General features: G+C 61.1%; 25 protein-coding genes. 14 read left to right on the forward strand and 11 right to left on the reverse strand.

What is annotated here, in order from left to right; translation table 11 throughout:
• Positions 1 to 33: 33 nt before the first annotated feature.
• Positions 34 to 954, forward strand: coding sequence for a DMT family transporter (locus DDE77_RS02270; RefSeq protein WP_108395793.1), 921 nt, complete (start codon positions 34 to 36; stop codon positions 952 to 954).
• Positions 955 to 1,237: 283 nt separating this feature from the next.
• On the opposite strand, the gene DDE77_RS02275 is transcribed toward DDE77_RS02270, so the two are convergent.
• Complete coding sequence (locus DDE77_RS02275) at positions 1,238 to 2,608, reverse strand: FGGY-family carbohydrate kinase (RefSeq protein ID WP_108395794.1); 1,371 nt, start codon at positions 2,606 to 2,608, stop codon at positions 1,238 to 1,240.
• Positions 2,609 to 2,750: 142 nt separating this feature from the next.
• Here DDE77_RS02275 and dusA point away from each other — a divergent pair, with 142 nt between their 5' ends.
• Positions 2,751 to 3,758, forward strand: coding sequence for a tRNA dihydrouridine(20/20a) synthase DusA (gene dusA / locus DDE77_RS02280; RefSeq protein WP_108395795.1), 1,008 nt, complete (start codon positions 2,751 to 2,753; stop codon positions 3,756 to 3,758).
• On the opposite strand, the gene DDE77_RS02285 is transcribed toward dusA, so the two are convergent.
• Both DDE77_RS02285 and DDE77_RS02290 read right to left on the reverse strand, forming a co-directional pair.
• Positions 3,755 to 4,441 (reverse strand): retropepsin-like aspartic protease family protein, encoded by a 687-nt coding sequence (locus tag DDE77_RS02285; protein ID WP_108395796.1) that lies wholly within the window; start codon positions 4,439 to 4,441, stop codon positions 3,755 to 3,757. The genes dusA and DDE77_RS02285 overlap by 4 nt on opposite strands.
• 65 nt (positions 4,442 to 4,506) lie before the next feature.
• Positions 4,507 to 5,352 (reverse strand): adenosylcobinamide-GDP ribazoletransferase, encoded by an 846-nt coding sequence (locus tag DDE77_RS02290; protein ID WP_157959617.1) that lies wholly within the window; start codon positions 5,350 to 5,352, stop codon positions 4,507 to 4,509.
• 65 nt (positions 5,353 to 5,417) lie between these two features.
• On the opposite strand from DDE77_RS02290, the gene cobT reads away from it, so the two are divergent.
• The gene (cobT, locus tag DDE77_RS02295; protein WP_108395798.1) at positions 5,418 to 6,440 is read left to right on the forward strand and encodes a nicotinate-nucleotide--dimethylbenzimidazole phosphoribosyltransferase; all 1,023 of its coding nucleotides are present in this window, start codon (positions 5,418 to 5,420) and stop codon (positions 6,438 to 6,440) included.
• Here cobT and DDE77_RS02300 read toward each other — a convergent pair.
• Both DDE77_RS02300 and DDE77_RS20025 read right to left on the reverse strand, forming a co-directional pair.
• Positions 6,437 to 7,528, reverse strand: a complete 1,092-nt coding sequence (locus DDE77_RS02300) for an HD-GYP domain-containing protein (RefSeq protein WP_108395799.1) — start codon at positions 7,526 to 7,528, stop codon at positions 6,437 to 6,439. The two genes, cobT and DDE77_RS02300, sit on opposite strands and share 4 nt — an antisense overlap.
• 49 nt (positions 7,529 to 7,577) lie before the next feature.
• Complete coding sequence (locus DDE77_RS20025) at positions 7,578 to 9,104, reverse strand: sensor histidine kinase (protein ID WP_210204320.1); 1,527 nt, start codon at positions 9,102 to 9,104, stop codon at positions 7,578 to 7,580.
• 155 nt (positions 9,105 to 9,259) lie between these two features.
• On the opposite strand from DDE77_RS20025, the gene DDE77_RS02310 reads away from it, so the two are divergent.
• From DDE77_RS02310 to DDE77_RS02320, 3 genes are all read left to right on the forward strand, one after another.
• On the forward strand, positions 9,260 to 9,763 hold the full coding sequence (locus DDE77_RS02310; protein WP_157959618.1) for a thermonuclease family protein: 504 nt from the start codon (positions 9,260 to 9,262) through the stop codon (positions 9,761 to 9,763).
• A 123-nt stretch (positions 9,764 to 9,886) separates the two neighbouring features.
• Complete coding sequence (locus DDE77_RS02315; protein ID WP_108395890.1) at positions 9,887 to 10,366, forward strand: Lrp/AsnC family transcriptional regulator; 480 nt, start codon at positions 9,887 to 9,889, stop codon at positions 10,364 to 10,366.
• A gap of 9 nt (positions 10,367 to 10,375) precedes the next feature.
• A complete protein-coding gene (locus DDE77_RS02320; protein ID WP_108395801.1) occupies positions 10,376 to 10,786 on the forward strand; it encodes a VOC family protein in 411 nt (136 codons plus the stop codon).
• Positions 10,787 to 10,798: 12 nt separating this feature from the next.
• Here the strand turns inward: DDE77_RS02320 and DDE77_RS02325 are convergent, their stop codons facing one another.
• The 4 genes from DDE77_RS02325 to DDE77_RS02340 all read right to left on the reverse strand — a co-directional run bounded on the left by DDE77_RS02325 (position 10,799) and on the right by DDE77_RS02340 (position 13,580).
• Complete coding sequence (locus tag DDE77_RS02325) at positions 10,799 to 11,233, reverse strand: hypothetical protein (protein WP_108395802.1); 435 nt, start codon at positions 11,231 to 11,233, stop codon at positions 10,799 to 10,801.
• Complete coding sequence (locus DDE77_RS02330; protein WP_108395803.1) at positions 11,226 to 11,903, reverse strand: dienelactone hydrolase family protein; 678 nt, start codon at positions 11,901 to 11,903, stop codon at positions 11,226 to 11,228. Before DDE77_RS02330 ends, DDE77_RS02325 begins: the two co-directional genes overlap by 8 nt.
• Before the next feature lie 38 nt (positions 11,904 to 11,941).
• Positions 11,942 to 12,955, reverse strand: coding sequence for a GTP 3',8-cyclase MoaA (gene moaA, locus DDE77_RS02335; protein WP_210204321.1), 1,014 nt, complete (start codon positions 12,953 to 12,955; stop codon positions 11,942 to 11,944).
• 94 nt (positions 12,956 to 13,049) lie between these two features.
• Positions 13,050 to 13,580 (reverse strand): L,D-transpeptidase family protein, encoded by a 531-nt coding sequence (locus DDE77_RS02340; protein ID WP_108395892.1) that lies wholly within the window; start codon positions 13,578 to 13,580, stop codon positions 13,050 to 13,052.
• Between the two features lie 316 nt (positions 13,581 to 13,896).
• On the opposite strand from DDE77_RS02340, the gene rpiA reads away from it, so the two are divergent.
• The 5 genes from rpiA (at position 13,897) to DDE77_RS02365 (ending at position 20,078) form a co-directional block, all read left to right on the forward strand.
• The gene (gene rpiA / locus DDE77_RS02345) at positions 13,897 to 14,598 is read left to right on the forward strand and encodes a ribose-5-phosphate isomerase RpiA (RefSeq protein ID WP_108395804.1); all 702 of its coding nucleotides are present in this window, start codon (positions 13,897 to 13,899) and stop codon (positions 14,596 to 14,598) included.
• A 15-nt stretch (positions 14,599 to 14,613) separates the two neighbouring features.
• Entirely contained in the window at positions 14,614 to 15,126 is a 513-nt protein-coding gene (locus DDE77_RS02350; protein WP_108395805.1) for a DUF2059 domain-containing protein, read from the forward strand.
• Between the two features lie 115 nt (positions 15,127 to 15,241).
• Positions 15,242 to 16,621 (forward strand): glutathione-disulfide reductase, encoded by a 1,380-nt coding sequence (gene gor / locus DDE77_RS02355; RefSeq protein WP_108395806.1) that lies wholly within the window; start codon positions 15,242 to 15,244, stop codon positions 16,619 to 16,621.
• Between the two features lie 94 nt (positions 16,622 to 16,715).
• Complete coding sequence (locus tag DDE77_RS02360; protein WP_108395807.1) at positions 16,716 to 18,092, forward strand: class II 3-deoxy-7-phosphoheptulonate synthase; 1,377 nt, start codon at positions 16,716 to 16,718, stop codon at positions 18,090 to 18,092.
• 84 nt (positions 18,093 to 18,176) lie between these two features.
• Positions 18,177 to 20,078, forward strand: a complete 1,902-nt coding sequence (locus DDE77_RS02365) for a PAS domain-containing protein (protein WP_108395808.1) — start codon at positions 18,177 to 18,179, stop codon at positions 20,076 to 20,078.
• Here the strand turns inward: DDE77_RS02365 and DDE77_RS02370 are convergent.
• Positions 20,075 to 20,482 (reverse strand): response regulator, encoded by a 408-nt coding sequence (locus DDE77_RS02370; RefSeq protein WP_108395809.1) that lies wholly within the window; start codon positions 20,480 to 20,482, stop codon positions 20,075 to 20,077. The two genes, DDE77_RS02365 and DDE77_RS02370, sit on opposite strands and share 4 nt — an antisense overlap.
• Positions 20,483 to 20,697: 215 nt before the next feature.
• Here DDE77_RS02370 and DDE77_RS02375 point away from each other — a divergent pair, with 215 nt between their 5' ends.
• From DDE77_RS02375 to gltX, 3 genes are all read left to right on the forward strand, one after another.
• Positions 20,698 to 21,771, forward strand: a complete 1,074-nt coding sequence (locus DDE77_RS02375; RefSeq protein WP_157959619.1) for a hypothetical protein — start codon at positions 20,698 to 20,700, stop codon at positions 21,769 to 21,771.
• 120 nt (positions 21,772 to 21,891) lie between these two features.
• On the forward strand, positions 21,892 to 23,559 hold the full coding sequence (locus DDE77_RS02380; protein ID WP_108395811.1) for an NAD+ synthase: 1,668 nt from the start codon (positions 21,892 to 21,894) through the stop codon (positions 23,557 to 23,559).
• Positions 23,556 to 24,881 (forward strand): glutamate--tRNA ligase, encoded by a 1,326-nt coding sequence (gene gltX / locus DDE77_RS02385; protein WP_108395812.1) that lies wholly within the window; start codon positions 23,556 to 23,558, stop codon positions 24,879 to 24,881. The genes DDE77_RS02380 and gltX overlap by 4 nt, the downstream gene beginning before the upstream one ends.
• On the opposite strand, the gene DDE77_RS02390 is transcribed toward gltX, so the two are convergent.
• Positions 24,826 to 25,995, reverse strand: coding sequence for a DUF2865 domain-containing protein (locus DDE77_RS02390; protein WP_108395813.1), 1,170 nt, complete (start codon positions 25,993 to 25,995; stop codon positions 24,826 to 24,828). The two genes, gltX and DDE77_RS02390, sit on opposite strands and share 56 nt — an antisense overlap.
• Positions 25,996 to 26,110 lie beyond the last annotated feature (115 nt).

Consider the following 26,110-nt stretch of genomic DNA (forward strand, 5'->3'; position numbering starts at 1 on the left):
CCCGCCGCCATTTCCGGCCCACCGGAATCGCCTATGTCCACTCACATCGCGCCCGTTGAAGAGCGCCACAACACCGGCATAGGCATCCTGCTGCTGTCGCAATTGGTGCTGATCTTTCTCGACACCTCAGCCAAATGGATGTCCACCCAGGGTATTCCTACCGGCGAAATCGTCTTCATGCGCTATGCCGTCCATGTCGGGTTGATTCTCGCCATCGTCTGGCCCCTGCGCGGAAAAAGCCTTTTCCGGACAGCCAATTGGAAGCTCGAGGTCATGCGCGGCGTGTGCCTCCTGCTGACCACCGCCGGCAATTTCCTGGCCATGCGCTACCTTCCGCTGACCGTCACCGGCGCGCTGATCTTCACCAGTCCTCTCATGGTCTGCGCCCTTTCGGGCCCCATGCTGGGCGAAACCATCGGCTGGCGCCGCTGGCTCGCCATTACCGTGGGATTCATAGGCATTCTCATCATCGTGCGCCCGGGCACCGAAGCCTTCCAGCCTGCCTCGCTGCTTGGCCTTGGCGCCGCTTTCTTTGTCGCGCTTTTTTCCATCCTCACCCGCAAGTTGGCGGGCGTCGACTCAGCCATGACCCAGCAATTCTATGCCGGCGCAATTGCCCTGGTCATGGTCACGCCCTTCGCCTTCACCGGCTGGGTCTGGCCATCCAACGGTCTGACATGGCTCGCCTTTTTCGGCGCAGGCACGGTCGGCATGCTGGGCCATATCCTGCTCTCAGTGGCGCACCGCTTCGCGCCGCCATCCACCCTGGCGCCGTTCAACTATCTGACGCTTCTTTATCTTGCCATTGTCAGCTGGCTGATCTTCAACGAGCCGCCTGAACCCTGGTTCTATCCCGGCGCTGGCATCATCATCGCCAGCGGGCTCTACATCTGGCTGCGGGAAAGAAAACTCAACAAGGCAAGAACATCCGTTGACGAAGGGATCGCCCGGTAAAACACCAGGCTACCCGTCTATCCCGCATCACCTTCCGCCGTCATTGCCGGGCTTGTCCCGGCAATCCAGCAATGATCGGACATTCCTGGACCACCCAGACAAGCTAGCTGGTGACGGTGTGGAGGAGTCTGTCCACCCAAACATCACTCAGGTCTATCCGCATCACGTACCACCGTCATTGCCGGGCTTGTCCCGGCAATCCAGCGATGGCCGGGCATCCCTGGACCACCCGGACAAGCCGGGTGGTGACGGTGGGAGAAGCCGGTTTCTTGAAATGCCGCTTCTACCCAGCCACAACCCGTTCAGCCCAAAGCCGCGCATAATCCGCGAACCCCGGAACGTCCAACGGCGAAAAGCCGCGCCCCTGCGGCACTTGAGCCTCTTCCGGCCCAAACAGCAGGCTAGCCCCCATGCTGGTCCCCGTGGCATCCGCCGATGCACTAACCGGCACCCCCGTCAGCGCTGCCAAAGCCTGGCCAAACAAGGTATTACGCGCCAGCGGCCCCTCGATAATAATGCTCCGCCCCAGCCCGCAAAGCCCAAGGCAAGCCTGCGCCACCAGCGCTAAGTAAAGCGAGACGGCCGCTGTCCGCTCCCCATCCGTCAGGGCCGCCGGATCGCTAGTCCACCGTCCCGCGCTATGGGGAAACGGCCCCACACCCGGCGCAAAGCTCGGCAGTGCTTGGATGCCTTGGGCAACGACCTTGCCGATATCCTCCGCGCTGGGCTCAATCGGATGGGGCACCAGGATCTCGAACTCCCGACCGCCCATGAACCGCGCCGTGGGCACTGGCCGCCCAAACGCATCGACATTGGCAAGGCTATCCCGTCCGGCATCAAGCCCCTGGGTACTCCCGCCAACCGTCATGGAAATCGCCCAGGTCCCGGTGGAAAGGATCGTAAACGGCGCCTCTCGTCCACCAAGATGGGGAATCAGCGAAGCATTGGAATCATGGATGCCCACCGTCACCGGAGTGTCCAAAGGCAGGCCCGTCGCCTCGACAATCTCCGCACTCACCGGGCCAAGCACCGAGGCAGCGGGCCGGATCGTCGGGAACAGCTTGAGCCATCCCTCAGCCTCCACAAGGCTCGAGAACTCCCCGCGATCCGGCGCCCAAAGATCGGTATGGCACCCCAGCGACGTCACCTCGCTCGCGCGCGCTCCCGTCAGCCGCCACGCCCAATATTGCGGATAGGTCAGGATGTCGGTGATTTGGGCAAACTCGGCACCAAAGCGCCGGCTCTGCCAGAAAATCTGCGCCCCAAGATTGAGCCCATTGGGTAAGCGGGGCGACAAGGTTTCGCTGAATTGCGGCCGCACCGCTCCATATTCCGCCGCCGTTTCCTCGGGCCCCTCGAATTCATAATCCAGAACCGGCATGGCGAGCCGGTCTCCCGCCATCAACGCCGCCGTCGCGCCATGTGTGGTAATGGAAATCCCATCGACCCCATTCTCCGCCTGCAATTGCTTGAGGCTGTCGAGAATGAAGCTCCAAAGCCGCTCCACATCCGCATGCGGGTAAATTCCAAGGTTAACCACATTATTGGGCGTGGTTTTCCCCCCGACCTGCTGGCGCGTTACACTGTCGATCAGAACGACCTTGGCATTGGTCTTGCCGATGTCGATAACGGCGATATGGCGGGGCAGGGGCATGACGCGGGCTCTGCTAAGGAGGACAAGGGGGAGATAATGCAAAGCTTGCCATTGCGCCATCGCTAACATGTTAGCGCGCTCGGCTTGGTCTGTCGCGGACAGCAGTGTATAGAACCCGCTCTCTCCCAACCGGTCCGGACTCTTGACCCAAACCACGCTTGAACTCGCCCGCAGATTCTCCGTCGCGCCGATGATGGACTGGACGGACCGTCACTGCCGGTTCCTTCACCGCCAGTTGACGCGCCATGCCTTGCTGTTCACCGAAATGGTGACATCAGCTGCAATTGTGCACGGCGATGTGGAGCGGCACCTTTGGTTCGACCGGGTCGAGCAGCCGCTTGCCCTGCAGCTGGGCGGCTCGGACCCCGCCGAATTGGCCCAGGCCATCCGGCTTGCCGAGCCATTCGGCTATAGCGAAATCAACCTCAATGTCGGCTGCCCCTCCGACCGCGTCCAGTCCGGCCGCTTCGGCGCCTGCCTCATGGCCGAGCCCGAGCTCGTCGCCGAATGCGTCCGCGCCATGCGGGACGCCACTGATCGCCCCGTCACCGTCAAGTGCCGGATCGGCATCGACGATCAGGACACGGAGCAGAGCCTTGATCGCTTCGCCGACCAGATGGTCGCGGCCGGCGTTGCTGCCCTTTATGTCCATGCCCGCAAGGCATGGCTTAAAGGCTTGTCGCCAAAAGAAAACCGCACCATTCCGCCGCTCGACTACGACCGCGTCCACCGCCTGCGGGCACGTCTCGCACCGCTCCCGATGTTCATCAATGGTGGCCTTGAAACCCTGGAAGCCGCCGAAGCGGAAATGGCCTTCATGGATGGCGTCATGCTCGGCCGCGCCGCCTACCACAACCCCATGATCCTCGCCGAAGTCGACCATCGCTTCTTCGGCGAAAGCGAGCCGTCACCCTCGCTCGAAAGCGTAATGCACGCCATGGCCAACTACGCCGAGCGCGAGCAGAGCACCCGCGGCACCCGCATCAACAATGTCACCCGCCACATGCTGGGCCTCGCTAATGGCCTGCCCGGCGCCCGCCAGTTCCGCCAGATCCTGAGCGTCGACGCCTGCAAGCCCGGCGCCGGCCCCGAGGTCATCCTGCGCGCGCTTGAAGCCGTCAACCGTCCGCGTCTCGCCGCCGCCAGCTAGTCAGTCAGCTCCAGCGAGTTCTGCGTCACGCTATAGCGCGACAGCGTTTCCAGAAACGTCATGCCCAAAAGGCTCGTTTCCAGCGCCTCCTGCTCGGTCACAAAAGCCATCACGCCCCGGCGGACGATTCCGCCCACTTCGATCTGATCGAGCCGCACCCGCGCCGCCCGCCCGGTGCCATTGGCCGTCGACACCGGAATGGTAAACTGCAGATTGCCCGTATCGATTCCCGCCGCTTCCGCATCCTCCGGCGTCAGCACAACGGCGCTCGCCCCAGTGTCGAAGATCATCGGTGTCGTATGGCCATTGACGGTGGCATTCACTTCGAAATGCCCCCCCATCCCCCGGCGGAACACAGCCGTCCCCTGCTCGGCATTGACCAGCGCCACCCCTGGCTGGAATTCGCCCGCGACCCGGCCGGCAATGCTGGTGATCTCGTCACGATAGGCATAGGACAGCGCGGCCACACCAAAGATCGCAACCCAAAGAAAGACGCTGCTCAAAAGCTCGGACGCGCGCCGCCGCCGCGTAAATATTCCGCCGGCAAACACCACCAGTAGCACCAGAAGGGGAATCAGCTGCGCCGTCTGCTGCTGCGTCATGCCCACCAGACTGCCGGCATCCGCACTGATCAACAGCGCCAGCCCCGCCGCCACAAGAAGCGCAATGCCGATAAAGATCATGCCCTCGCGCCTTTCCCTGGGGTTACCTCAACACCATAAAGGCACGGCAGACGGCAATTTCAAGGTCAAACAAATGGCAGCAATGCCGCAAGCAAGGCGATTTCAATCAGGGTGCCAAGCGCCCCGATAAGATCGCCCGTCTGCCCGCCCACCATCTTGCGGCACAGCGCAGTCCAGCCCAGCACCACTAAAATCGCTGCCAACACGGCCGTTGCAAGGCCGAGGAGACTCGTTGCCGGGCCACCCAGAATGAACATGAGAATAAGGGCAAACACCGCCCCAACGCTGAAAGAACCAACGCCCAGCCGCCCCACTCTGGCCGAAGCACCACCACTTCGCGCGGAGGGCAGGGCAACAGCCAGCCAGAGCGAAGCTGATCGGGCAACAATACCTGCCGCAAGCCAAACCGCCGCCGCAGCAAGCGGCGAAACAATGGCCATCGCGCCCAGGGCCGTCACGCGCAGCAGGATAAAAAGCCCGAGGGCCGCAACGCCATAAGTGCCGTGGCGGCTGTCCTTCATGATCTCGAGCCGCCGCTCGACCGTATGCCCACCGAACAATCCGTCAGCAGCATCGGCCAGCGCATCATCAGCCATGGCGCCGCTCACCAGCACCATGGCGCCGACAGCCAGTGACGCCGCAAAATACTCCGGCAAGCCGACCAGCACCGCCCCTGTCAGCAAAAGCGCCGGCAGGAGGCCGATCAGCGCACTGGCAAAGGGCAGGGCCGTGGCAATGCGCCCTAGCTCCGGCTGCACATGGGGCGACGAACCCGTTGGCAATCTTGAGAAAAAGCGCAGTGCCATAACTAGATCGGCCTTGAGGCCAATCGCCTCGGCGCGCTCCTGCGGTCGGCTCTCCAGCACGATCTCAGCTTGGATCTGATCGGTCGGCTGCTTTTTCTCGCTCAATTGCATTTGGCTCTGTTCTGGGCAACAAGGTCGCCAGCTTCCTACCACAGCCATCCGGACGCGCCATGCCCCCTCTCGATCCCGCCTACGCCGACGTTCTTGAACTGCTGACAATCCCTCCGGAAGGCGACGAAGCAGCCGTTGCAGCCGTCCGCGAGCGCGACGCAGCACTCACCAAGCCCGTCGGTTCCCTGGGCGCCCTTGAAGGCCTGGTCGAGTTCCTCGCACGCTGGCAGGGCCGGGCAAAGCCGCGCCTCGACAATCCCATGGTCACGATCTTTGCCGCCAATCACGGCGTCACCGACCAGGGCGTCTCGGCCTTTCCGCGCGAAGTGACCGCCCAGATGGTGGCCAATTTCACCAATGGCGGCGCCGCCATTTCGCAAATCTGCGCCTTGCACGAGATTAATCTGAGGGTGTTCGAGCTGGCGCTGGAACTGCCCACCGGCGACATCACAAAAGAAGCAGCGCTGGACGACCGCATGTGCGCCGCCACCATTGCCTATGGCATGGAAGCCGTAGCGGGCAAGCCGGACTTGATTTGCCTTGGCGAAATGGGAATCGGCAACACCACTGTTGCCGCTGCCATCTATGCAGCACTTTTTGGCGGAACAGGCGCCGATTGGGTCGGCCGCGGCACGGGCGTCGACGACGAAGGCCTCAAGCGCAAGGCTCATGCGGTGGATCAGGCGCTCGCCTTCCATGCCGGCAGCCTGGACCATCCTCTTGCGATCCTCGCCCGCCTCGGCGGCCGTGAGATCGCAGCCATGCTGGGCGCTCTCCTTGCGGCCCGGCACCAGAAGGTCCCCGTGATCATTGATGGTTTCGTGGCCACCTCAGCGGCCGCAATCGCCTATGCCGTCAATCCAGATGCCATATCGCATTGCCTTTTCGCCCATGTCTCGGCTGAGGGCGGCCACGCCCGTGCCCTCGCGGCCATGAACCAGAAAGGCCTGCTTGATCTCGGCATGCGGTTGGGCGAAGGCAGCGGCGCCGCCCTGGCCGCCGTGCTCGCCAAGACCGCTCTTCACCTACACAACAACATGGCAACCTTCGAAAGCGCTGCCGTGAGCACCAAAAGCACCTAGTCGGCCGCCAGCATGATCCGGCCCAGCGCCTTAACCAAGCTGCCTTCCACCTTGCCGGCCGACGCCATTGCCGTCAAAACGGCCATGGCTTGTGCGGGCTTGGCCGGGTCCTTGTAGGCGCGCCGCTCGATCATGGCGGCGTAGATGTCGCAAATGGTGACGATGCGGGTGATGTCATCGATCTCGGCACCTTGCAGCCCATCGGGATAGCCGCTCCCATCCAGCATTTCGTGGTGGTGGCGCACGCTGCGCAGGGTCGCAGCGTTGAAGCTGCTGTGAGCGGCCAGGTAATCATATCCATCAACAGGGTGCTGACGCAGCACCCGCATCTCGCTCTCGCTCAGCGGACTGGCCTTGTTGAGAATGGGCAGCGGCACGGCCGCCTTGCCGATATCGTGCAACATGCCGGCCAGCGTCAGCGTCACGACATCGGCATGCCCCATGCCCGCACCCACGGCAAAGGCTGAAACGACGCCCGTGACCAGCATGCAGTGCTGGTAGGTGCCCACATGGTATCCACGAACCGTCGCCAGCCATTGCGCTGCGCCGACGCTGCCGACCGCATCTGCAATCCTGCCACTCGCATCATGCGCACCGGTGCTGTCGAAGATCGTACTGGCCAAAAGGCATCGAAAGCCCGCGTCGAGCACATTGACGCCATCGTCGATGGACCGGCGCACAGCAGCCTCGTCGCTCCCGAGCGCCACAACGCCGTGGTGCTGCCGGATGGCTGAATGAACATCCACGGGCCGGGCGGGGCGGGCAAGAATGCAATCGGCTCCAAGCACCTGGGCATGAACACTTGTAACCCGCACATGCGGATCAACCAGGAACACCCGGCATCCTGCGCCGCGGCGCATCAGCAGAACTTTGAGCCGCCGGACAATGTCGATCTTGCGAAGGTCGACATCCACGACCAGGTTGGGATCGACGGCAAGATGCTCGCTCGAAAGGTCGTCGATATGGATGGTCTTGGCGCCCAGCGACCGGGCAAAAGCGATAGCCTCCGGAAAGGGGCTCCGCTCCGTCACATAGATCAACGCACCATTACCAGGAAAGTGCTGCACGTCCGCCTCTTTGCTGGACATGCCTTATCACGGGCTTGGTTGCGTATCGCCTAATAGCAAGGGTAAACGATTAGCCCGCTTCCGAATAAATCTCGAGGCGGCTCTTCTTTTCAACGACTGGCGCCAGTGCGTCCATCACGCGCGCCCGGGGAAAAGTTGCGATCACTTCCGTGCCAAAGCGCAGCTTGCTGAAGAGATCGAACCGCCCCTGGTGTAATTCCATGATCTTCTGGACGATCGGCAATCCAAGCCCTGCGCCTTGCTCCGCAGTCTTTTGCGCCAGCGAGCCCTGACCGAACGAGGACAGAACGGTTTCAATCTCTTCCTCGGGAATGCCAGGGCCATTGTCCTTGACCGACACCAGCTGCCCGCCGTCGCCACTGCGGGTCACCACCAGAACGATCTTGCCATTCTGCGGCGTGAACTTGATGGCGTTGCTGAGCAAATTGAGCACAACCTGGCGGATCGCCCGCTCGTCGCCCCAGAGCCGCGGCAGATTGTTGCCGACATTGTAGACCAGCTCGATCCCCTTGCTCTTGGCGCGCAGCTCCATCATGCGCCGGCAATCGGCAGCAATATCGACCAGCGAAACGACTTCTTCGTTGAGGTCATACTTGCCGGCCTCGATGCGGCTGAGATCGAGCAGCTCGTTGATCAAATTCAACAAATGCTGACCGCTGCTGTGAATATCGCCCGCATATTCCTTATATTGCGGCACCTGGTGCGGCCCCAGCAATTCGGATTTGAGCACTTCGGAAAAGCCGATAATGGCGTTGAGCGGGGTGCGTAGTTCATGGCTCATCGTTGCCAGAAACTGCGACTTGGCGATATTGGCCTGCTCGGCATGGCGCCGCGCCTCATCCGACATTTGCCGCGCTTCCTCAAGCTCGGCGATCAGCGAGTCCTTCTCGGCCTGGTGCGTAATTGTTTCCAGCTCGGCAGCATGCAATTGCCGCGCGAGATAAACAAAGAACACAACACCACAAACGGAAACAGCAGCCAAGGTGTAGTTAAGCGTGCCGCCCAAGGCGATGAGATTGCCCGAGACGGTGATTGCAACGGGCAGGGTGCTGGTAAGCGTCGCGGGCGGCAGGGTGTGCGTGGCCACGGCATTGGCCGCAACCGCCACCAGCACCATGGCGAACATCACGGCGGTGAGCGGTTCGGGATTAGTTACCAGCGTGAACAGCGACAAGGTCGACCAGGAAAGGCCGCAAATCGTCTCGCCGATCACGAAGCTCGTGGTCCAGCGCGCCGCGTTGAACTTGGCCGGGTCGCTTGCCCTGAAGCGCTGCGCAACCAGCACCACGACCAGCAGGCTCGCTATCACCATCCCGGCCCATAGGGCAGTAAACAGCGGCGGCACCCAGAAGGTCGCAACGATCGCAAGAATGATGACGAGGCCGGCAATCGGCAGCGCGGAGCGCAGGCGCGAGCTGGCATAATCATGCATCAGCTCGAAATCAAACGAGGCGCGGGTGCCGGAGCTGGATGTGAGACGCTGACGCGCATCAAGCACGGTCTTTTGTGCAGCGCGTTTACTGTCGCGTCCCATCTGTGAACGGACGTCGTTGATGACAGCCGACTGGGGCGACATGTGTACTCTTTACTCGTTACTATGTAATGCGAATGCTAAAACCATTCGCTACGCTTACAGGCCAAACACTAGCGTTCTCATAGTTAACATGCGGTGAAATCCTGCCCCGGCATTCACATCGAAAGCGCTTGTTCTCCGGGCGCGCCGGAACCCTGTTGGCAATCATTGTTCTGGCGGCTGCGGCACTAGTGGCGGCGTATCTCGAGCCAGCCCCCAAACCTCTGCAGGGCAGCGCCCGAGCCAGCGATGGCGACAGTTTTCGCCTGGGCGATGAAAGGGTGCGGCTCCTGGGGATCGATGCCCCCGAATTGCAGCAGACCTGCCGCGACGAAAAGGGCAGAGATTGGCCCTGCGGCCTTGCCGCCCGCGACCGAATGGCAGCGCTGCTGGCCGAAGGCGGAGTGGATTGCCGCCCCGAGGGGCACGATCAATATGGCCGCTTGCTGTCCACGTGTACGGTCAGGGGGCGCGATCTCGCCCTAGCTATGGTCAGCGAGGGCCTTGCCATTTCCGCAGATAAACACAAGCGCGAAGAACAGGCCGCTCGGCAGGCTCGGCGTGGCATCTGGCGCGGCGGGTTCGATCTGCCGCGCGACTGGCGGCGCGACCATGCCGATCAAAACGGCGCATGGTCTTGGCTCGGCTTTCTCGGCCTCTGATGGCCGCCGGCGCCACTCACGCAAGATTATTGCGGAAATACGGCAGATATGGCAGTTCTAACGCCAATTTCAGACGGATCTGGATCGATCCGCAAAATCTCATTTCTGGGGGCACGTATGGCTTTGGACAAGATCGACCGCAAGATCCTCACTCTCCTGCAAAAAGACGCCACCATGCCCGTTGCCGAAATCGGGCGCAAAGTCGGTCTGTCCACCACCCCATGCTGGCGCCGCATCCAGAAAATGGAAGAGGATGGCGTTATCCAGCGCCGCGTCGCGGTCCTTGATCCAGCCAAGGTCAATGTCGGGGTGACCGTGTTCGTCTCGGTCAAGACCAACGAGCACAACGAAGCCTGGATGCGCAAATTCGCTGGCGTGATCGACGAATTCCCCGAAGTCGTTGAATTCTATCGCATGAGCGGGGACGTCGACTACCTCATGCGCGTCGTTGTTCCCGATATCGGTGCCTATGACTCGTTCTACAAGAAGCTCATCAGCAAGATCAATCTAACCGATGTGAGCTCTGCCTTTGCCATGGGCCAGATCAAATATACAACGGCCTTGCCGCTCGACTTCGCCATTGTTGTTGACGACGACAAATAGGAGCCACCCATGTTGATCGGCTTCGAGCATGTGGGCACCACATCGCGTAATCTGGACAGGACCATCGCGTTCTATTGCGATCTCCTTGGCCTCCGGCTGGTGCTGCGCAAACCGCAGACAACGGGCGAACTCGCCTTTCTCGACGCTGGTGGTGGCATGCTCGAAGTCTTCGCCCCGGCAGCGGAGATCTCGCCCGCGCGTGAAGTTCCGCCGGAAGAAGCCGGCATGCGCCACGTCACCTTCGCCGTGACCGAACTTGACGAGATGATTGCGCGCTTGGAAACAGCCGGCGTTTCCATCATCGAGCGCCCACGCCCGGCCCACAATACCGAGCTGATCAAGCGCGTCGCATTCGTGCGCGATCCAGACGGCATCATCGTTGAACTGATCGAGCGCGCCGAGGGCAGGGCATCTATATAGGGCGCTAAACCCTCAAGAAACCTGCACGAGGCTCCTGAGCTCCGCCACCGCCTGCTGCAGCACAGCCTCGGCCTCCATCGCTGTCGGAAGCCCCACAACCATCAGGCGTTGAACCGAATGGTTGTTGTAGAGGCTGACCATGAAGTCCTCGAGCGGCAGCGCTCCATACTGCTCAAGAGCAATTTGCCGCTCGATGACAGTGAGCTGGGGGCCACGGGGCCGATGCGCCGCTAGCTCCATGACGAGTGACAAAGCCCCGTTCTCGGCGCTTACAGCGGCCCGGAACTCGAGCAGATCCTTCGGATCATCCGCAGCCGCAAACAGGCGGTCCACCATGGCGTCCGCCAGTGCTACCACGAGCATGGCTTTCCGGATGGAAAGCGGAGATCTGCTGTAGGCGTGCATGGCGTCCTCGAGAAAACGCCAATGCTCCTGCAGTTCAGCCAAGGTGCTGGCGGAAAAAGGCCAGCGTGCGCGCTGAGGCCTTTGTGCACGCCACTTCATCGAAGTGCGATGGCCTGTCGCTGTTGCAAAAGCCATGGCCCGCTGCATAAACGTGGATGCCGACGCAGGGGTGCGTGGCCTTGAGCTGCTCGATCTGCTCAAGCGGAATGCCCTTATCCTCGCCCCCGAAATGCATCTCGAGCGGGATCTGCGGCGCGAGCTCGATATAATTGGGGATGCCGCCACCGTAATATCCCGAAGCTGCGCTCAGCCCCATGCCCCGATGCGCTGCCGCCCGCCATGTCATGGCGCCTCCGAAGCAATAGCCGGTGATGCCCACCTTGCCCGCATCCGAGACTGCCTTGATTGCGGCTTCCACATCGAGCAGTGCCGTGTGCTGGTCGAACTTCTTCATCATCTCGCCGATAACGGCAAACTGATCCGGCCCGTAATTTTCGCTCTCATAACCAAGTTCCACCCGGTCGAACATGGCAGGCGCAATGGTCAGATAGCCATGCGCGGCAAAGCGATCCACTACGCTGCGAACCCATTTATTGACGCCCCAGACCTCCTGGATCACGACAAGCCCACCGCGCGGCGCTCCTTCGGGTGCAGCCCGATAGGCGTTGAGGGTGAAGCCGTCACTAGCTGTAATCGTCAGATGTTCACCCATTCATGCCCTCGCCCCATTTGTAACTGTCCACGCCGGATTTAACCGCCCGTCACGCTCATATGGCGGGTGACCGCTGGCGCAAGACGATTGCGATCCAGAACAAAATCGTGCCCCTTCGGCTTGAGCAGCATGGCCTGATCTAGCGCCCGATCAAGCGCCGCTGCTCCACCTTCCCGCAGCGCATCGCGCAGATTAACCTGGTCATCCTGCCCCAGGCACATGAACAATTGCCCGGTAGCCGTGAGGCGCACGCGATTGCAGCTCTCGCAGAAATTGTGACTCATTGGCGTGATGAAGCCGAGCACGCCATTGGTTTCCGCGACATGAACATAGCGCGCCGGCCCGCCGGTGCGCTGGCTCAGTTTGGTGAGGCTATAGCGTCGCGCGAGCCGGTCATGCAGCTCGCGCAAGGGCAGATATGTATCCACCCGGTCAATGCCGACCTCGCCCAGCGGCATGCCCTCGATCAGCGTCAGCCCCAGGCCCTGGCCATGCGCCCAAGCCATCATGGGCTCGATCTCGTCTTCGTTGACGCCCGCCATCGCGACCATGTTGATCTTGATTGCAAGGCCCGCCGCCTGCGCCGCCTCGATCCCGTCCAGAACATCGGTAAGCCGCCCGCGCCGCGTGATCGCGGCAAAACGTTCCGCATCCAGCGTGTCCAGCGACACATTGAGTCGCCTTACGCCAGCATCGTGAAGCGCCTGCGCGTGCTTGGCCAATTGGCTGCCATTGGTTGTGAGCGTCAGCTCTTCCAACCCGCTGCCGATTCGGGCGCCCAGACTGTTCACCAGATCCATGATGTCGCGCCGGACCAGCGGCTCCCCGCCGGTCAGCCGGATTTTGGTGCAACCCCGCGCGATGAACGCCGATGCAATTGTTTCGACTTCTTCAAAGCTCAAGACCTCCTTCTTGGGAAGAAATGTCATGTTCTCGGCCATGCAATAAACACAGCGGAAGTCGCACCGGTCGGTGACCGATATTCTCAAATACGAGATGTGCCTGCCATAGCGATCAACAAGCGGCCTGGCAGCGGACAAGGGCATGGTCATGGGGTGCAATCTATTCGCTCACCCACCGTTTTCAAAGTACAGGCAAACAAAAAGGGCCGCCCTGATGGCGGCCCTTCCAAACAATTCTGCGTTTCTAGTGATTGACCACGATCAAGGCGCCTACCTTCACGCGCTCATAAAGATCGGTCACATCCTCATTGGTGAGGCGAATGCAGCCCGACGAGACAGCTTGGCCGATGGACCATGGCTCGGATGTTCCATGCACGCGATAAAGCGTGGACCCAATATAAAGTGCGCGTGCGCCAAGCGGATTGTCCGGGCCGCCGGGCATGTAGGCTGGCAGATCAGGCACGCGCTTGCGCATCTGCGGCGGCGGGGTCCAACCGGGCCATTCTGCCTTGCGAGTGATTCGGTGCTTGCCCGACCAGGTAAAACCGTCGCGGCCAACGCCCACGCCATATTTCAGTGCCTTGCCATCTTCCAGCACCAGATAAAGCCGGCGCTCTCCCGTTTCAATCACGATCGTGCCAGGCTTGTGATTGGTGGCATAGTCGACGACTTCGCGCTTGATGGGGCTGCCGCGCCGCGTGCTCCGGGGCGCTGTAGACGGCTCTTCCCAAGTGTTGGTGAAGCTGTTGTAGACGCGCGCAGCCATGGTCGGCATGACGCTCCCCACCGACAAGACTATCGCCAGCCCGATGGCTGCCCCTGACTTCGCATTCAACATCTGACGACTTGGCCTCATGAAGTAGAACGAACCAATTGTTCGAGCATCGAAATATCTTGGTTGCTTACGCTTAATGGTTTGCAGCGGAAAGGGTCGCGCGCCCCCATTCCGCCATACTCGCCTTACCATCGCCTATTTGTGTTGCTGGAAAGTTACAGATGCTCGTTACTGAACTGTGATGCCCCTTGGGCCGCGACGTTGACTCAGGCGGCGAAGGTCGGCAGAGAACCTGTAGTAGGGCAGGGAAGCAGTTATGAGCGAGGATCTAAAGCGGCAAGCCGCTGCAAGGGCGCTGGACCAGGTTCAGCCCGGCATGCGCCTGGGCCTGGGCACTGGCTCGACAGCAAGGCACTTCGTAGACCTTCTGGGCCAAAAAGTCGCCCAAGGGTTCGACTGCATTTGCGTCCCGACGTCCGAAGTCACCGCGCGTCAGGCGCAGTCCCTCGACATTCCCTTGTCAGACCTCGACCACCTCGATCGCCTCGACCTTACCATCGATGGTGCAGACGAGATCGATTCCGAACTCAACCTCATCAAGGGGGGCGGCGGTGCCTTGCTGCGCGAAAAAATCGTTGCGGCTGCTTCTGATGCCATGATCGTAATTGCAGATGCATCCAAGCTCGTTCAGACGCTGGGCCGCTTCCCTCTTCCCATCGAAGTCAATCGCTTCGGTCTCGGTGCAACCCGCCGTGCCATCGAGCAGGTCATGGCCGCGCATAGCGCACAAGGAGCGTTGCAGCTTCGCGAGACTGCGCCCGACACGCCCTTTGAAACTGATGGGCGCCATCTCATCCTGGATGCTTTTTTTGGCCGCATTTCGCGGCCAGAAGCGCTTTCGCGCGACTTGCTGGACATCGCAGGGGTGGTCCAGCATGGGCTATTCATCAAGATGTGCGAAACAGCTTACGTGGCGACGCCGGCCGGAATAGAAGCACTTAAGCGGCCACAGCCTTAGACGAGAGGGAAAGAAATGACCGGTTTGATGTTGCGCGGTAAAGCGCTCCTTGCAGTCGCGCTGAGCGCAAGCGTTCTTGCATTTGCCGCCCCTGCAATGGCGCAGGAAGTGCCGCCTGAGCAGCTCGCCTTGGCACGCAAATATGTTGATCTGACCGACCGTGCGGCCGTGTTCGAAACCACCATGGTCGAGATCGCCATCGGCTCCATGCGCCAGATCGTGCAGCAAAACCCTGAAATTTCCGAGCAGACCAACACCGCCATCGGCAAAGTCCTGGAAGAATTCCGCGGGCGCAAGAGCGAGCTGCTGGACCAGTTCGCCCGCGTTTATGCCGTTCGCTTTACCATACCCGAACTGCAGGAAATCGTTGCCTTCTATGAATCGCCAACCGGGCAGAAGCTGTCCATGGCCAATTCGGAAGTGAACATCGATCTGCAGCGCGTCATGCAGGTGTTCACCAACAATGTGCGGCCTGAGTTTTTCGCTAAGGTCCGCGCCGAGCTTCGCACGCAGGGTATTGAACTCTGATCCTGCCCCGGCAAGGCACCACCGGCCCCGCCTAGAGCGGGGTCTTTTTTTGCGCTGTAACATTACCCATATTTATCGGTATTTGCCGATACATCTCGCCTGACCAGGAGCGCCCATGTCCTTTGATTATGATCTGATTGTTATCGGCGGCGGTTCTGGCGGTGTTCGCGCGGCCCGCATGGCGGCGAGCTATGGTGCCAAGGTCGTCGTGGTTGAGGAATACCGCGTCGGCGGCACCTGCGTGATCCGCGGCTGTGTGCCCAAAAAGCTGTATGTTTATGCATCCCGCTTCAAGGACCAGTTCGACGTCGCCTCCAGCTTTGGCTGGCAGGTAGACGCCTCCTTTGATTGGCCCACCCTGGTGGCCGCCAAGGAAAAGGAAATTACTCGCCTCGAGCACGCCTACACATCCAATTTGCAAAAGCCTGGCGTCGAGATCGTCAAGGACCGCGCGCGCCTCACCGGACCTAACAGCGTTCAGATTATCGGGCAGAACCGCGAGCTGACCGCGAGATACATCCTGGTTGCAACCGGCGGGCACCCCTTCATCCCCGATATCCCTGGCGCAGAACTGGCCATCACCTCCAACGAGGCCTTTGATCTGCCGGCGTTGCCTCATTCCATCCTGATCGAGGGTGGTGGCTATATTGCAGTGGAATTCGCCACCATTTTCGCCGGCCTTGGCGTCAACACCACCATTGTTTATCGCGGGGACCGGCTGCTGCGCGGCTTTGACGAAGACATGCGCATTGGCCTTGAAGCTGGGCTCGAAGAGCGCGGTATCAGGCTGATCTACGGAAGCACGATCACCGCTCTGTCTCATGCGGGAGACGACATTTCCGCCACATTCAGCAATGGGGTGACCGCCCCCTATGGCGCGGTGATGTTTGCCACCGGCCGTACGCCGAACACGCAAGGGCTGGGGCTTGAAGAAGCCGGCGTCAAGCTCGCCGGCAATGGCGCTATCGTGGTGGACGCCTATTCCCAGTCATCCGTGCCCTCCATCTACGCCGTGGGCGACGTCACAGGGCGCGTGGCGCTCACTCCCGTTGCAATCCGCGAAGGCTGGTACTTCGCCGAAACGCTGTTCAACAATAATCGGCAAGCCGTGGACTATGGCCTCATCCCTACGGCTGTATTCTCCGAACCCGAACTGGGCGTTATCGGTCTCAGCGAAACCGAAGCGGCTGGGAAATGCGACATCGATGTGTACCTCACCCGCTTCCGCCCGATGATCAACACGCTCTCCAGCAGGACCGAGCGCATGATAATCAAGCTGATTACCGAAAAGGACGAGGGCAAGGTGCTGGGCTGCCATATCCTGGGCCCGGGCGCTGGCGAAATGATCCAGTTGGTCGCCATTCCCATGGGCATGAATGCGACCAAGGCCGATTTTGATCGGGCCATGGCAGTGCATCCGTCAGCCGCCGAGGAATTGGTGACCTTCAAGGCGCCGAGCTATCGCTATCGCAAAGGTGAAAAGATCGGCGGCTGATGCCGGTTTGGCGTGGCCCGATTGCACTTGGCAGGGCATCCAAGCCTTGGTATTCCGCCATTCACGCTGTTGCGACCTGTAAGGACTTGCCGAGATGACCAACTGGACCCCCGATAGCTGGCGCGCAAAGCCCATTTCACAGGTCCCGGCCTATCCCGATGCGGCGGCCCTGGCCGAAGCCGAGCGGCAATTGTCGACCTTTCCCCCGCTGGTCTTTGCGGGCGAAGCGCGCGACCTCAAGGCGCGCCTTGCCACCGTTGCGCGGGGCGATGCATTCCTGCTGCAGGGTGGCGATTGCGCAGAGAGCTTTGCCGAGCATGGCGCCGACCACATCCGCGACTTCTTCCGCGTTTTCCTGCAGATGGCAGTGGTATTGACCCACGGCGCCAGCAAGCCCGTGGTCAAGGTCGGCCGCGTCGCCGGCCAGTTCGCGAAGCCCCGCTCCGCCGACACTGAAACCATCGATGGTGTGGAACTGCCGAGCTATCGCGGCGACATCATCAACGCGATCGACTTCAACGAAAAGGCCCGCATTCCCGATCCCGACCGCATGCTGCAGGCCTATCGTCAATCCGCGGCGACCCTGAACCTGCTGCGCGCCTTCTCCATGGGCGGCTATGCCGAACTGACCCGCATCCACGAATGGACCGTTGGGTTCATGAAGGGCTCCAACTGGTACCCACGCTACGAGGAAGTGGCACGCAAGATCGATGATGCGATCACCTTCATGGGCGCGCTCGGCCTTAACCCCGACAACACTCCCGCCTTGCGCCAGACCAGCTTCTTTACCAGCCACGAAGCGCTCTTGCTCGGCTACGAGGAAGCGCTGACCCGTCGCGACTCCATCACCAATGATTGGTACGCAACCTCGGGTCACATGCTTTGGATCGGCGACCGGACCCGCCAGCCTGACGCTGCTCACGTCGAATATTTCGCCGGCATCAAGAACCCCATCGGCATCAAGTGCGGGCCCTCGCTCACCAGCGAAGATCTGCTGCGCCTGCTTGATCGCTTGAACCCAACTGATGAAGCCGGCCGCATTACGCTGATTGCTCGCTTCGGTTCCGACAAGATCAACGAACATCTGCCGCGCCTGATCGAAACCGTGCAGAAGGCTGGCCGCACCGTCGTTTGGTGCTCCGATCCGATGCATGGCAACACCATCAAGGCGTCCTCGGGCTACAAGACGCGCCCCTTCGAACGCGTCCTTTCGGAGGTGAGGTCGTTCTTCGAAATTCACCGCGAAATGGGCACATATGCCGGCGGCGTGCATATCGAGATGACGGGCGACGACGTGACCGAATGTGTCGGTGGCGTGTCCGCCGTTACTGAAGCCTCGCTGTCGGATCGCTATCACACCTATTGCGACCCCCGGCTCAATGCCAGCCAGGCGCTGGAACTGGCTTTCCTTGTCGCCGAAGAAATCCACGTGCAAAAGCCGCCGCGTCGGCAGTGGGCAGCCGGCGAATAAGGCAAGGTCTCGACTTGCCCGCGTGAAGTGGGCGGGCCGTCTTGCCGCCGCCGAAATCACCCAATCCGCCAATGGAAGCCGCGAATGCCTCATCATCTCTTTCCCGCGGCGACACCTGAAACCCTGGAGCGGCTTGGAGAAATCCCGCTGCTCAAGCTCATCAGCAATTTCGATTGGTCCTTGACCCCTCTAGGGGCGATCACGGGCTGGTCAGAAAGCCTCAAGGGCGCGGTACGGGTAATGATGACCAGTTCCACCGCCATGGCCATGCTGATCGGCGAGGAAGGTATTCTCGTCTACAACCAGGCCTATGCTGATTTCGTCGGTACGCGTCACCCCGAGATCTTCGGCATGCCGGCAGTCCAGGCCTGGCCCGAAGCCGCCGCATTTAATCACGACAAAATCGAGCGCGGTCTTGCCGGGCTATCCACCAGCCTGCCTGCTGCAGAGATGACGCTCAACCTCAACGGTCAGCCCGAAACATTCTGGCTTGAGCTGCACTATAGCCCCGTCATGGGCGATGATGGCCTCCCCCTGGGCTCGCTCGCCATCCTGCACGACATCACAGATCGCATGATGGCCGAAAAGGCCCTGGCTCGCAGTGAAGAGCGGCTTTCCCTGGCTCTCAACGGCTCCACCCTGGTCGGGACCTGGGACTGGGATGTGAGCGGCGACGTGGTCACCGCCGACGACAAGTTCGCCCAGATGTACAATCTTGATCCGCTGCGCGCCGGCCTGGGCGTTCCGGTCAGTGATTTCGTGCGGGCCATCCATCCCGACGATGCCGGGCGGGTCAACAAGGAGATCGAGGAGGCACTGCAAACGGGTGGCCAGTTGCGCTCCGAGTATCGCCTTGTGGGCGCCAACGGAGAGATCAGCTGGGTTGTCGCTTCCGGAAGGCCGCGCATGGGCCCGGATGGGCGTGCCGAGCGTTTTCCTGGCGTGGTGTTCGACGTTACTGAGCAACGCCGCATTGCCGAAGCCCTCCAGCAGAGCGAACTGCAATTTCGCACATTGGCGGACACCATGCCCCAAATGGTATGGTCCACACTGCCCAATGGCTATCACGATTACTATAATGCGCGCTGGTACGAGTTCACCGGCGTTCCCGTGGGCAGCACGGATGGCGAGGCCTGGAACGATATGTTCCATCCCGATGACCAGGAGCGCGCGCGCGAAGTCTGGATGCATTCGCTGCAGACCGGAGAACCCTACGAAATCGAGTACCGGCTCAAGCATCATAGCGGCGTTTACCGCTGGACGCTTGGTCTCGCACAGCCCATTCGCGATTCAGCGGGCAATATCGTGCGTTGGTTTGGCACCTGCACCGACATTCACCAGGCCAAGATCGCCGCCGAAGAACGCGAGCTTGTGGCCCAGGAACTAAGTCATCGCATCAAGAACATCTTCGCCGTTCTGAACGGCATCATCAGCCTTTCCGCACGCAGCCGGCCCGAGATCAAGCCCTATGCCGACGAACTACGGCAGCGCATTTTCGCCTTGGGAGAGGCACACGACTATATCCGTCCCCGCTCTCATGCCTCGGCTGCGGCCGGCGGCCGGGGTACGCTCAAGGAACTCGTAGAGCGGCTGATGCAGCCCTATCGGGCCGCCAATGGCGACAGGATGGAGATCATCGGCGATGATGTTGTGATCGACGATGCTGCCGCAACGCCCTTGGCCATGCTGTTCCACGAATTGGCCACCAATGCTGCCAAATATGGTTCATTGAGCGCCACGGAGGGCAGGGTGGTCCTCACCGGATCCCAGTCCGGCGATTACTACCACCTGTCCTGGAAAGAAATCGGGGGTCCCCCGCTCGAGGGAACAGCAGCTAAGGGCAGCTTTGGTTCAAGGATGATCGAGCTCAGCGTCCAGGGGCAGCTCAGTGGCAAGCTCGAGCGCTTCTGGGAGCCCGACGGCCTTCGGGTCGAGATCGACCTGCCCCTGCAAGGACTGCAACGCTCCGCTCGTCTGCAAAACTAGACAGCCTGGGCAAACAATTGTAGCCGGCGCGGCGGTGATGCATCGCCCGCCTGCCGCTGCGACACGGCAAAAGCCACAGCCGCACGCAGATCACTATCCGTAACAGGCTTTGGAAGAACGCCGATCGTTCCGGGTACACCCTGTCCCAATTGGGACGGATTGGCTGTCATGAACAGCACGGTAACGCCATGGGCTTCCGCCAAGGCCTTGCCAATTGCCATGCCGGTGGGGCCGTCGCGGAGGTTCAGGTCAACAAGGGCGACATCGCTTTCCGTGCCCAGCTCCAGCGCCGTCTGCCGGTCGGGAGCAATGCCCGCCGTTTGAAAGCCCATATCACCGATCACATGCTCGATCTCTGTCGCGACGAAGATCTCGTCTTCAACAACCAATATCCGACAAGTCATTCAAATCACTCTTCGACGCGCTGCCTTCTGGCACTCGACCGCTGCCTTGACGCGGCCAGCCCCGCTTATCGCACATAATGGTCGTGCCGCCATGCGGTTTGTGCGTCAGCATGCGATCAACTCACAACTACCGTGTTGGTGCCGCTTAGCGGAACATTAACCCTAATAAGTGATCAATAGCGCGTCACCCAATGGGTTTTGTTCTGGAGTCTTCCATGTCCCGCTCGCTGCTAGGCACCACTGCGATCCTCTCGCTCACTGCCGCCATGCCCGCCCTAGCCGCGGACTATTTCGGCAGCTTCCAGGAAATTCGCCCGGCTTATGCTCAGGACTGGGGCGTAGCAGAGGACTCCCTGCAGTTCGAAGCGGGTGTGCGTTACTGGTATTCCCTAGGCGAGCAGGAGCACAATATTGGTCCCAACTCGGAAACCATGAACACCAAAACCAATTCGGGCGAGGCGTTCGTGCGGATCGATGACAAGATGACCCGGTCCTACCTAGAAGCAACGGGCGGGTATGGTATTGCCCACGATGGCGACTACAGCACCAACGGTGGTGTGAGTCTGGATTTGCCCGCCGCTCGCCTGGGCTACATCGGCGCCGACTTCGGTTGGCTGCCCTTTGGCAGCGACAGTGCCAGCTTCGGTTTTGTTACGGGATACCAGTACACCAATGACTCTCCTGACACAGGCCGAGTTGATTTCACCACGGCCGAAACAGCGGGCGACATCTCGTGGTCCGATCAGACTGGTGATTGGAGCGTTGGTGGCGACAGCGAGATCAACAATTTCGACGTCCACGCCCTTAAGCTCGGCCTTGCTGGACGCTTTGACGCTGATGTGTTTGACATTACCGGCGAAGCTTACGCGACACCCTATGCTTGGGTAAGCGGTACATACGGCGCCTACGACGCCGGCTTCACAGACGGATATGCCGGCGGACCAAACGGAATGAGTTTTCTGCAGGGCTCGGCTGCCTCCATCAACGGGTTCGGCTACGGTGTCGGCGGCAAGCTGATGGTGGGCTTTCACCCCACGGAGAACCTGACCATCCGTGTGGGCGGCCGGGCGTCCTATCTTCAGGGTCAGTACGACGCCACCTATGACGTGGCAACTGTCACCCACCCCACCAGCAATCCCGACACGATAGACCCCGATACAGGTATGGCAATCCCAGCCGATCCAGCTTACGGACCGCCAACTCTGAGCCGTCAGACCTATATCAGTGACAACAATCCCTTCTCCATGCTTCGCTATGGCGGCCTGCTGGAAGTCTCCGGCCGCTTCTAGCACGGGAGCGGCAAGCGTCTTTGCCTGCTTGCCCTCCATCGGGTGAGGCGATAAGCCTTTGCGCGCGCCACCTTCGGCCGGCGCGCCAAGCTCTTACTCAGCCAGCGAGCCCGTATAGCAGTGACAGACCACCTCCGAATTGCGCTCGCCCAGCTCAATCCCAAGGTGGGGGACCTGCCTGGCAACCTCGCGCTGGCCCGCGCGGCACTGGATGACGCGATCGCCGCTGGTGCCGACATCCTGATGTTCCCCGAGCTGTTCCTGACCGGCTATTTTCCCGACGATCTGCTGTTCAAGCCCAAGTTCATCTCCGACGCAATGCAAGCGGCGCGCGATTTGGCTGCGCAAACCGCGGGCACCGATCTCGCGCTGATCTTGCCCAGCGTCTGGTTCGAGAAAGCCTGCCTCTACAACGCAGTGCTCGTTGCCGAAGGGGGCGAAATCACCGCCATCCGCTTCAAACGCGAACTGCCCGATGCCGACGTTTTTTATGAAAAGCGCTATTTCACGCCCGGCCCACCGCCCGATCCGGTGACCATCAAAGGCGTACCGATCGGCATCCCGATCTGCGAGGATATCTGGCACCCCAATGTGTGCGAACACCTCGCCATGCGCGGAGCGCAGCTCCTGCTCTGCCCCAATGGCTCGCCATTTTGGTCCAACAAGCAGCACATCCGCAAGGAACTGGTCCGTAACCGCGTTGCTGAGCACGACATCCCCTTGCTCTACCTCAATCAAGTCGGCGGTCAGGACGAACTGGTTTTCGATGGCGCATCCTTTGCCATGGAGCCGGGAAACAAACTGGCGTTCCAGGGCAAATCCTTCCAGCCCGATTTCATCGTCTCAGACTGGACCCTTGGCGAGAACGGCTGGACCTGCACAAATGGTCAGGTCACCGAGCTTCCCTCGCCAGATGAAGCACCCTGGATGGCCTGCGTGCTTGGCCTGCGCGATTATCTCCGCAAGAACGGCTTCAAGCATGTTGTTCTGGGCCTTTCCGGCGGCATAGACAGTGCTGTCGTCGCCGCCATGGCCGTCGATGCGTTGGGCGCGGAAAACGTGCATTGCATCATGCTGCCCTATCGCTACACCTCCGAAGCAAGCCTCAAGGACGCCAAGGATTGCGCCGAGCGTCTCGGCGTGCGCTACGACGTCGTCTCCATCGGTAACCCGGTGGACAACGCCCTGGCTGAACTCGCCCCCATCTTCGACAATCGCCCGGCAGACTTGGCGGAAGAAAACATCCAGTCCCGCATGCGTGGCCTTGTCCTTATGGCCGTCAGCAACAAGCTCGGCTCCATGCTCCTCACCACGGGCAATAAATCCGAGATGGGCGTGGGTTACGCCACCATCTATGGGGATATGAACGGCGGCTATAACCCCCTTAAGGACATGTTCAAGATGGAGGTCTATCGCCTCGCCGCCTGGCGCAACAGCCATCGCCCGGTCGATTGCCTGGGCCCCAAGGGCGATGTGATCCCGCAAGCCATCATCGACAAGGCGCCTAGCGCCGAACTGCGCCCTAACCAGACCGACCAGGATAGCCTGCCGCCTTATCCCGTGCTCGACGAAATCCTCACCGCCATCGTTGAGGACGAGCTGCCGCTCGAAACGCTGGTCGAGCGCGGGCACGATCGTGCGCTGGTTGAACGCATCGAGCGCCTGCTCAACCTCGCCGAATACAAGCGCCGCCAGTCCGCCCCCGGTCCCAAGCTGACCGTCAAGGCTTTCGGACTGGGCCGTCGCTATCCCATCACCAATGGCTACAAGGATCGGACCCTGGGATGACTGTTGTACGCTGGGCTCCTTCCCCCACAGGCCGCATCCATCTGGGCAATGCCCGGCCGGCCCTCCTGAACTGGTTCTATGCCCGTCGCAATGGCGGCCGCTATGTGCTGCGCATGGACGATACTGACCACGCTCGCTCCACGCGCGAATTCGCCGATGGCATCGAGGTCGATCTGGCCTGGCTCGGTGTCACGCCGGACCTGCTCGTGCGCCAGTCGGAGCGAACTGCGCTTTACGACGCGGCCAAGGAGCGCCTGATTGCAGCCGGCCGGCTCTATCCCTGCTATGAAACCGAGGACGAGCTGGACCGGCGCCGCAAGCGCGCCCGCGCGCTCAACAAGCCTCCGATCTATGATCGTGCAGCGCTCAAGCTGACTGACGAGGATCGTGCACGCCTCGAGGCGGAAGGCCGCAAGCCCCATTGGCGCTTCAAACTCGATGGCAAGCCCGTCCAGTTCGACGACCTCATCAAGGGGCCCCAGACCGTCAACACCGCTTCCATGTCCGACCCGGTACTGGTGCGAGAAGACGGCAGCTATCTCTATACGCTCCCCTCGGTCGTTGATGACATCGACCTTGGCATCACCCACGTGATCCGCGGGGAAGACCATGTCTCTAATACCGGCACGCAGATCGAAATCTTCGAAGCGCTTGGCGGCCAGATCCCGACCTTCGCGCACCATAATCTCCTGACCGACTCGGAAGGGCAGGGCTTCTCCAAGCGCCTGGGTTCGCAGTCCATCGCCGATTTCCGCGCCGAGGGCTACGAGCCCATGGCAATCGCCATCATGGCGTCGATCACCGGCACGAGCCTGCCTATCGAGACCTATGAAACGCTGGACGAAATCGCCAACCGTCTCGATTTCGGCATGATCTCCCACGGCGCCGCACGCTTCGATCCGGCTGAACTCGATACGCTCAACGCCCGCCTCCTGCACGCCATGCCCTATGAGGCTGTTCGGGCGCGCCTTTCAAGCCTGGGCCTCGAAGGAGAAGCAATCTGGCTCCTCCTGCGCGATAACCTTGGCAAGTTTGACGACATCAAGGAGCTTTCAAAGCTCGTCACCGGCCCTGTCGATCCAGTTGTCGCCGACGAAGATCGTGATTTCCTTGCCCTCGCCAAGGCGCTGCTTCCGCCCGAACCCTGGGATCAAACCACCTGGTCACACTGGACCGACGCGCTCAAGACAGCCACGGGCCGCAAGGGCAAGGCTCTCTTCCTGCCCCTGCGCCTCGCCTTGACCGGCCGGCACGATGGTCCCGAACTTAAGTCCCTGCTCCCGTTGGTTGGGCGTACGGCGTGTCTGGACCGACTACCCTGACCACCTTGTTTCCAAATTGCACCAGCCGCAGCTGATTATCCTGCGCGGCCTGAACCGGGCGTGATACAACAGTCTCGCCTGGGCCTGCAGGGCGCGGCCTGGGCAGGGGGACATCCACCAGATTTGCCGTTTCAAGCGGCGCCTGCATTGGTGTTTCGGCTGCGGCGATGGGCTGAACGCCGCGCGGGTCCCGCAAGGGCAGCGGGAAACGCTCGCCTCGCACCTCCAGCATGGCGCGCTCCGAGCCATCGCTTCCCGTCGCGACCGAGAGCGTTCCATCCGATTGCGGCTCCACCTTGCAGCTGGCCGATGGGCTGGTATCGAGCTCCGTGCGATATTTGAATGCGCTGGGCAGCGCTGTATAGGGCTCGCCATATTCATTGCGCATCTGCTCGGGCTCTTGGCCCGGATTGTCATAGAAATACAGCGCTACGGGCGTCGTGGTACAGCTCGCCTGGCAGGTCTGCGCGTCATTGACCACATAGTCCGGCAGCGTCGCATAGCTGATGGGCCAGAAATATCCGTCGCTCAGGCGAACGCACACGGTCCGCACCGTCCGGTAGCCCTGATAATCCCAATAGCCGCCACCATCGATCATCTGCCCGTCACTGAAATCGCCTTCCGAGGTCGTCCCGAAAATGCGATCGAACACCGACTGGCGGTCCTGGCTGAACGTTTCGCTCGAGCCCCGGTTCGAGCCGCATCCGAAGCGCGCCAGTTCCTGCAGAATGGCTTCCCGCTGCCCCGCAACGGCATTGGCCGATTCGACCTGCTGCCCCACTGAAGCTGCCACTTCGCGCAGGCGCAGCACTTCCCGTCCGATCTGCGTGCAACGCGGCGTCAGCGTCCGCCCCGCCTTGGCATCGTCGTTACAACCCTCGCGAATGTAGCGGCTTTCCATCTGCTGTACGTCGCGCGCAGCACTCCGCGCCGCCTGGGAATTTCCGCCCATCTGGCGGAAGTCGCCGTTCCGGTCGACCTGGCGCAGCATGTTTTCGAGCCGGGCGCATTGCGCCGCCTGCGCATAGGCCGTCTCGATGTCCAGCACGAGGCAGAAAGCCGCAAGCACCAGCGCAAAAAGGGCGCGTCCAAAATTCCTGCCTGGCTTTATCATGAGATCCCGTGATGTGATGGGTGGCGCATCGCGAAGAAGCTCTTAAGAGAACGCTAGGGCCGCTCACAACATTATAGGGACGGCGAGGGTAGGGCAAAAGCGCTACACGGTCACA

This window comes from Devosia submarina, from assembly GCF_003056345.1.
GTDB lineage: Bacteria > Pseudomonadota > Alphaproteobacteria > Rhizobiales > Devosiaceae > Devosia > Devosia submarina.

What these genes read in the sequence shown, in the direction of transcription:
- DDE77_RS02340 (WP_108395892.1), bottom strand. Translation starts at nt 13,580, where the DNA reads ATGCCGACCATGGCTGCGCGCGTCTACAACAGCTTCACCAACACTTGG.
- DDE77_RS02365 (WP_108395808.1), top strand. Translation starts at nt 18,177, where the DNA reads ATGCCTCATCATCTCTTTCCCGCGGCGACACCTGAAACCCTGGAGCGG.
- moaA (WP_210204321.1), bottom strand. Translation starts at nt 12,955, where the DNA reads ATGACCATGCCCTTGTCCGCTGCCAGGCCGCTTGTTGATCGCTATGGC.
- DDE77_RS02300 (WP_108395799.1), bottom strand. Translation starts at nt 7,528, where the DNA reads ATGTCCAGCAAAGAGGCGGACGTGCAGCACTTTCCTGGTAATGGTGCG.
- DDE77_RS02330 (WP_108395803.1), bottom strand. Translation starts at nt 11,903, where the DNA reads ATGGGTGAACATCTGACGATTACAGCTAGTGACGGCTTCACCCTCAAC.
- DDE77_RS02390 (WP_108395813.1), bottom strand. Translation starts at nt 25,995, where the DNA reads ATGATAAAGCCAGGCAGGAATTTTGGACGCGCCCTTTTTGCGCTGGTG.
- DDE77_RS02360 (WP_108395807.1), top strand. Translation starts at nt 16,716, where the DNA reads ATGACCAACTGGACCCCCGATAGCTGGCGCGCAAAGCCCATTTCACAG.
- gltX (WP_108395812.1), top strand. Translation starts at nt 23,556, where the DNA reads ATGACTGTTGTACGCTGGGCTCCTTCCCCCACAGGCCGCATCCATCTG.
- DDE77_RS02370 (WP_108395809.1), bottom strand. Translation starts at nt 20,482, where the DNA reads ATGACTTGTCGGATATTGGTTGTTGAAGACGAGATCTTCGTCGCGACA.
- DDE77_RS02285 (WP_108395796.1), bottom strand. Translation starts at nt 4,441, where the DNA reads ATGATCTTTATCGGCATTGCGCTTCTTGTGGCGGCGGGGCTGGCGCTG.
- cobT (WP_108395798.1), top strand. Translation starts at nt 5,418, where the DNA reads ATGCCCCCTCTCGATCCCGCCTACGCCGACGTTCTTGAACTGCTGACA.
- DDE77_RS20025 (WP_210204320.1), bottom strand. Translation starts at nt 9,104, where the DNA reads ATGTCGCCCCAGTCGGCTGTCATCAACGACGTCCGTTCACAGATGGGA.
- DDE77_RS02350 (WP_108395805.1), top strand. Translation starts at nt 14,614, where the DNA reads ATGACCGGTTTGATGTTGCGCGGTAAAGCGCTCCTTGCAGTCGCGCTG.
- DDE77_RS02320 (WP_108395801.1), top strand. Translation starts at nt 10,376, where the DNA reads ATGTTGATCGGCTTCGAGCATGTGGGCACCACATCGCGTAATCTGGAC.
- DDE77_RS02275 (WP_108395794.1), bottom strand. Translation starts at nt 2,608, where the DNA reads ATGCCCCTGCCCCGCCATATCGCCGTTATCGACATCGGCAAGACCAAT.
- gor (WP_108395806.1), top strand. Translation starts at nt 15,242, where the DNA reads ATGTCCTTTGATTATGATCTGATTGTTATCGGCGGCGGTTCTGGCGGT.
- DDE77_RS02270 (WP_108395793.1), top strand. Translation starts at nt 34, where the DNA reads ATGTCCACTCACATCGCGCCCGTTGAAGAGCGCCACAACACCGGCATA.
- DDE77_RS02375 (WP_157959619.1), top strand. Translation starts at nt 20,698, where the DNA reads ATGTCCCGCTCGCTGCTAGGCACCACTGCGATCCTCTCGCTCACTGCC.
- rpiA (WP_108395804.1), top strand. Translation starts at nt 13,897, where the DNA reads ATGAGCGAGGATCTAAAGCGGCAAGCCGCTGCAAGGGCGCTGGACCAG.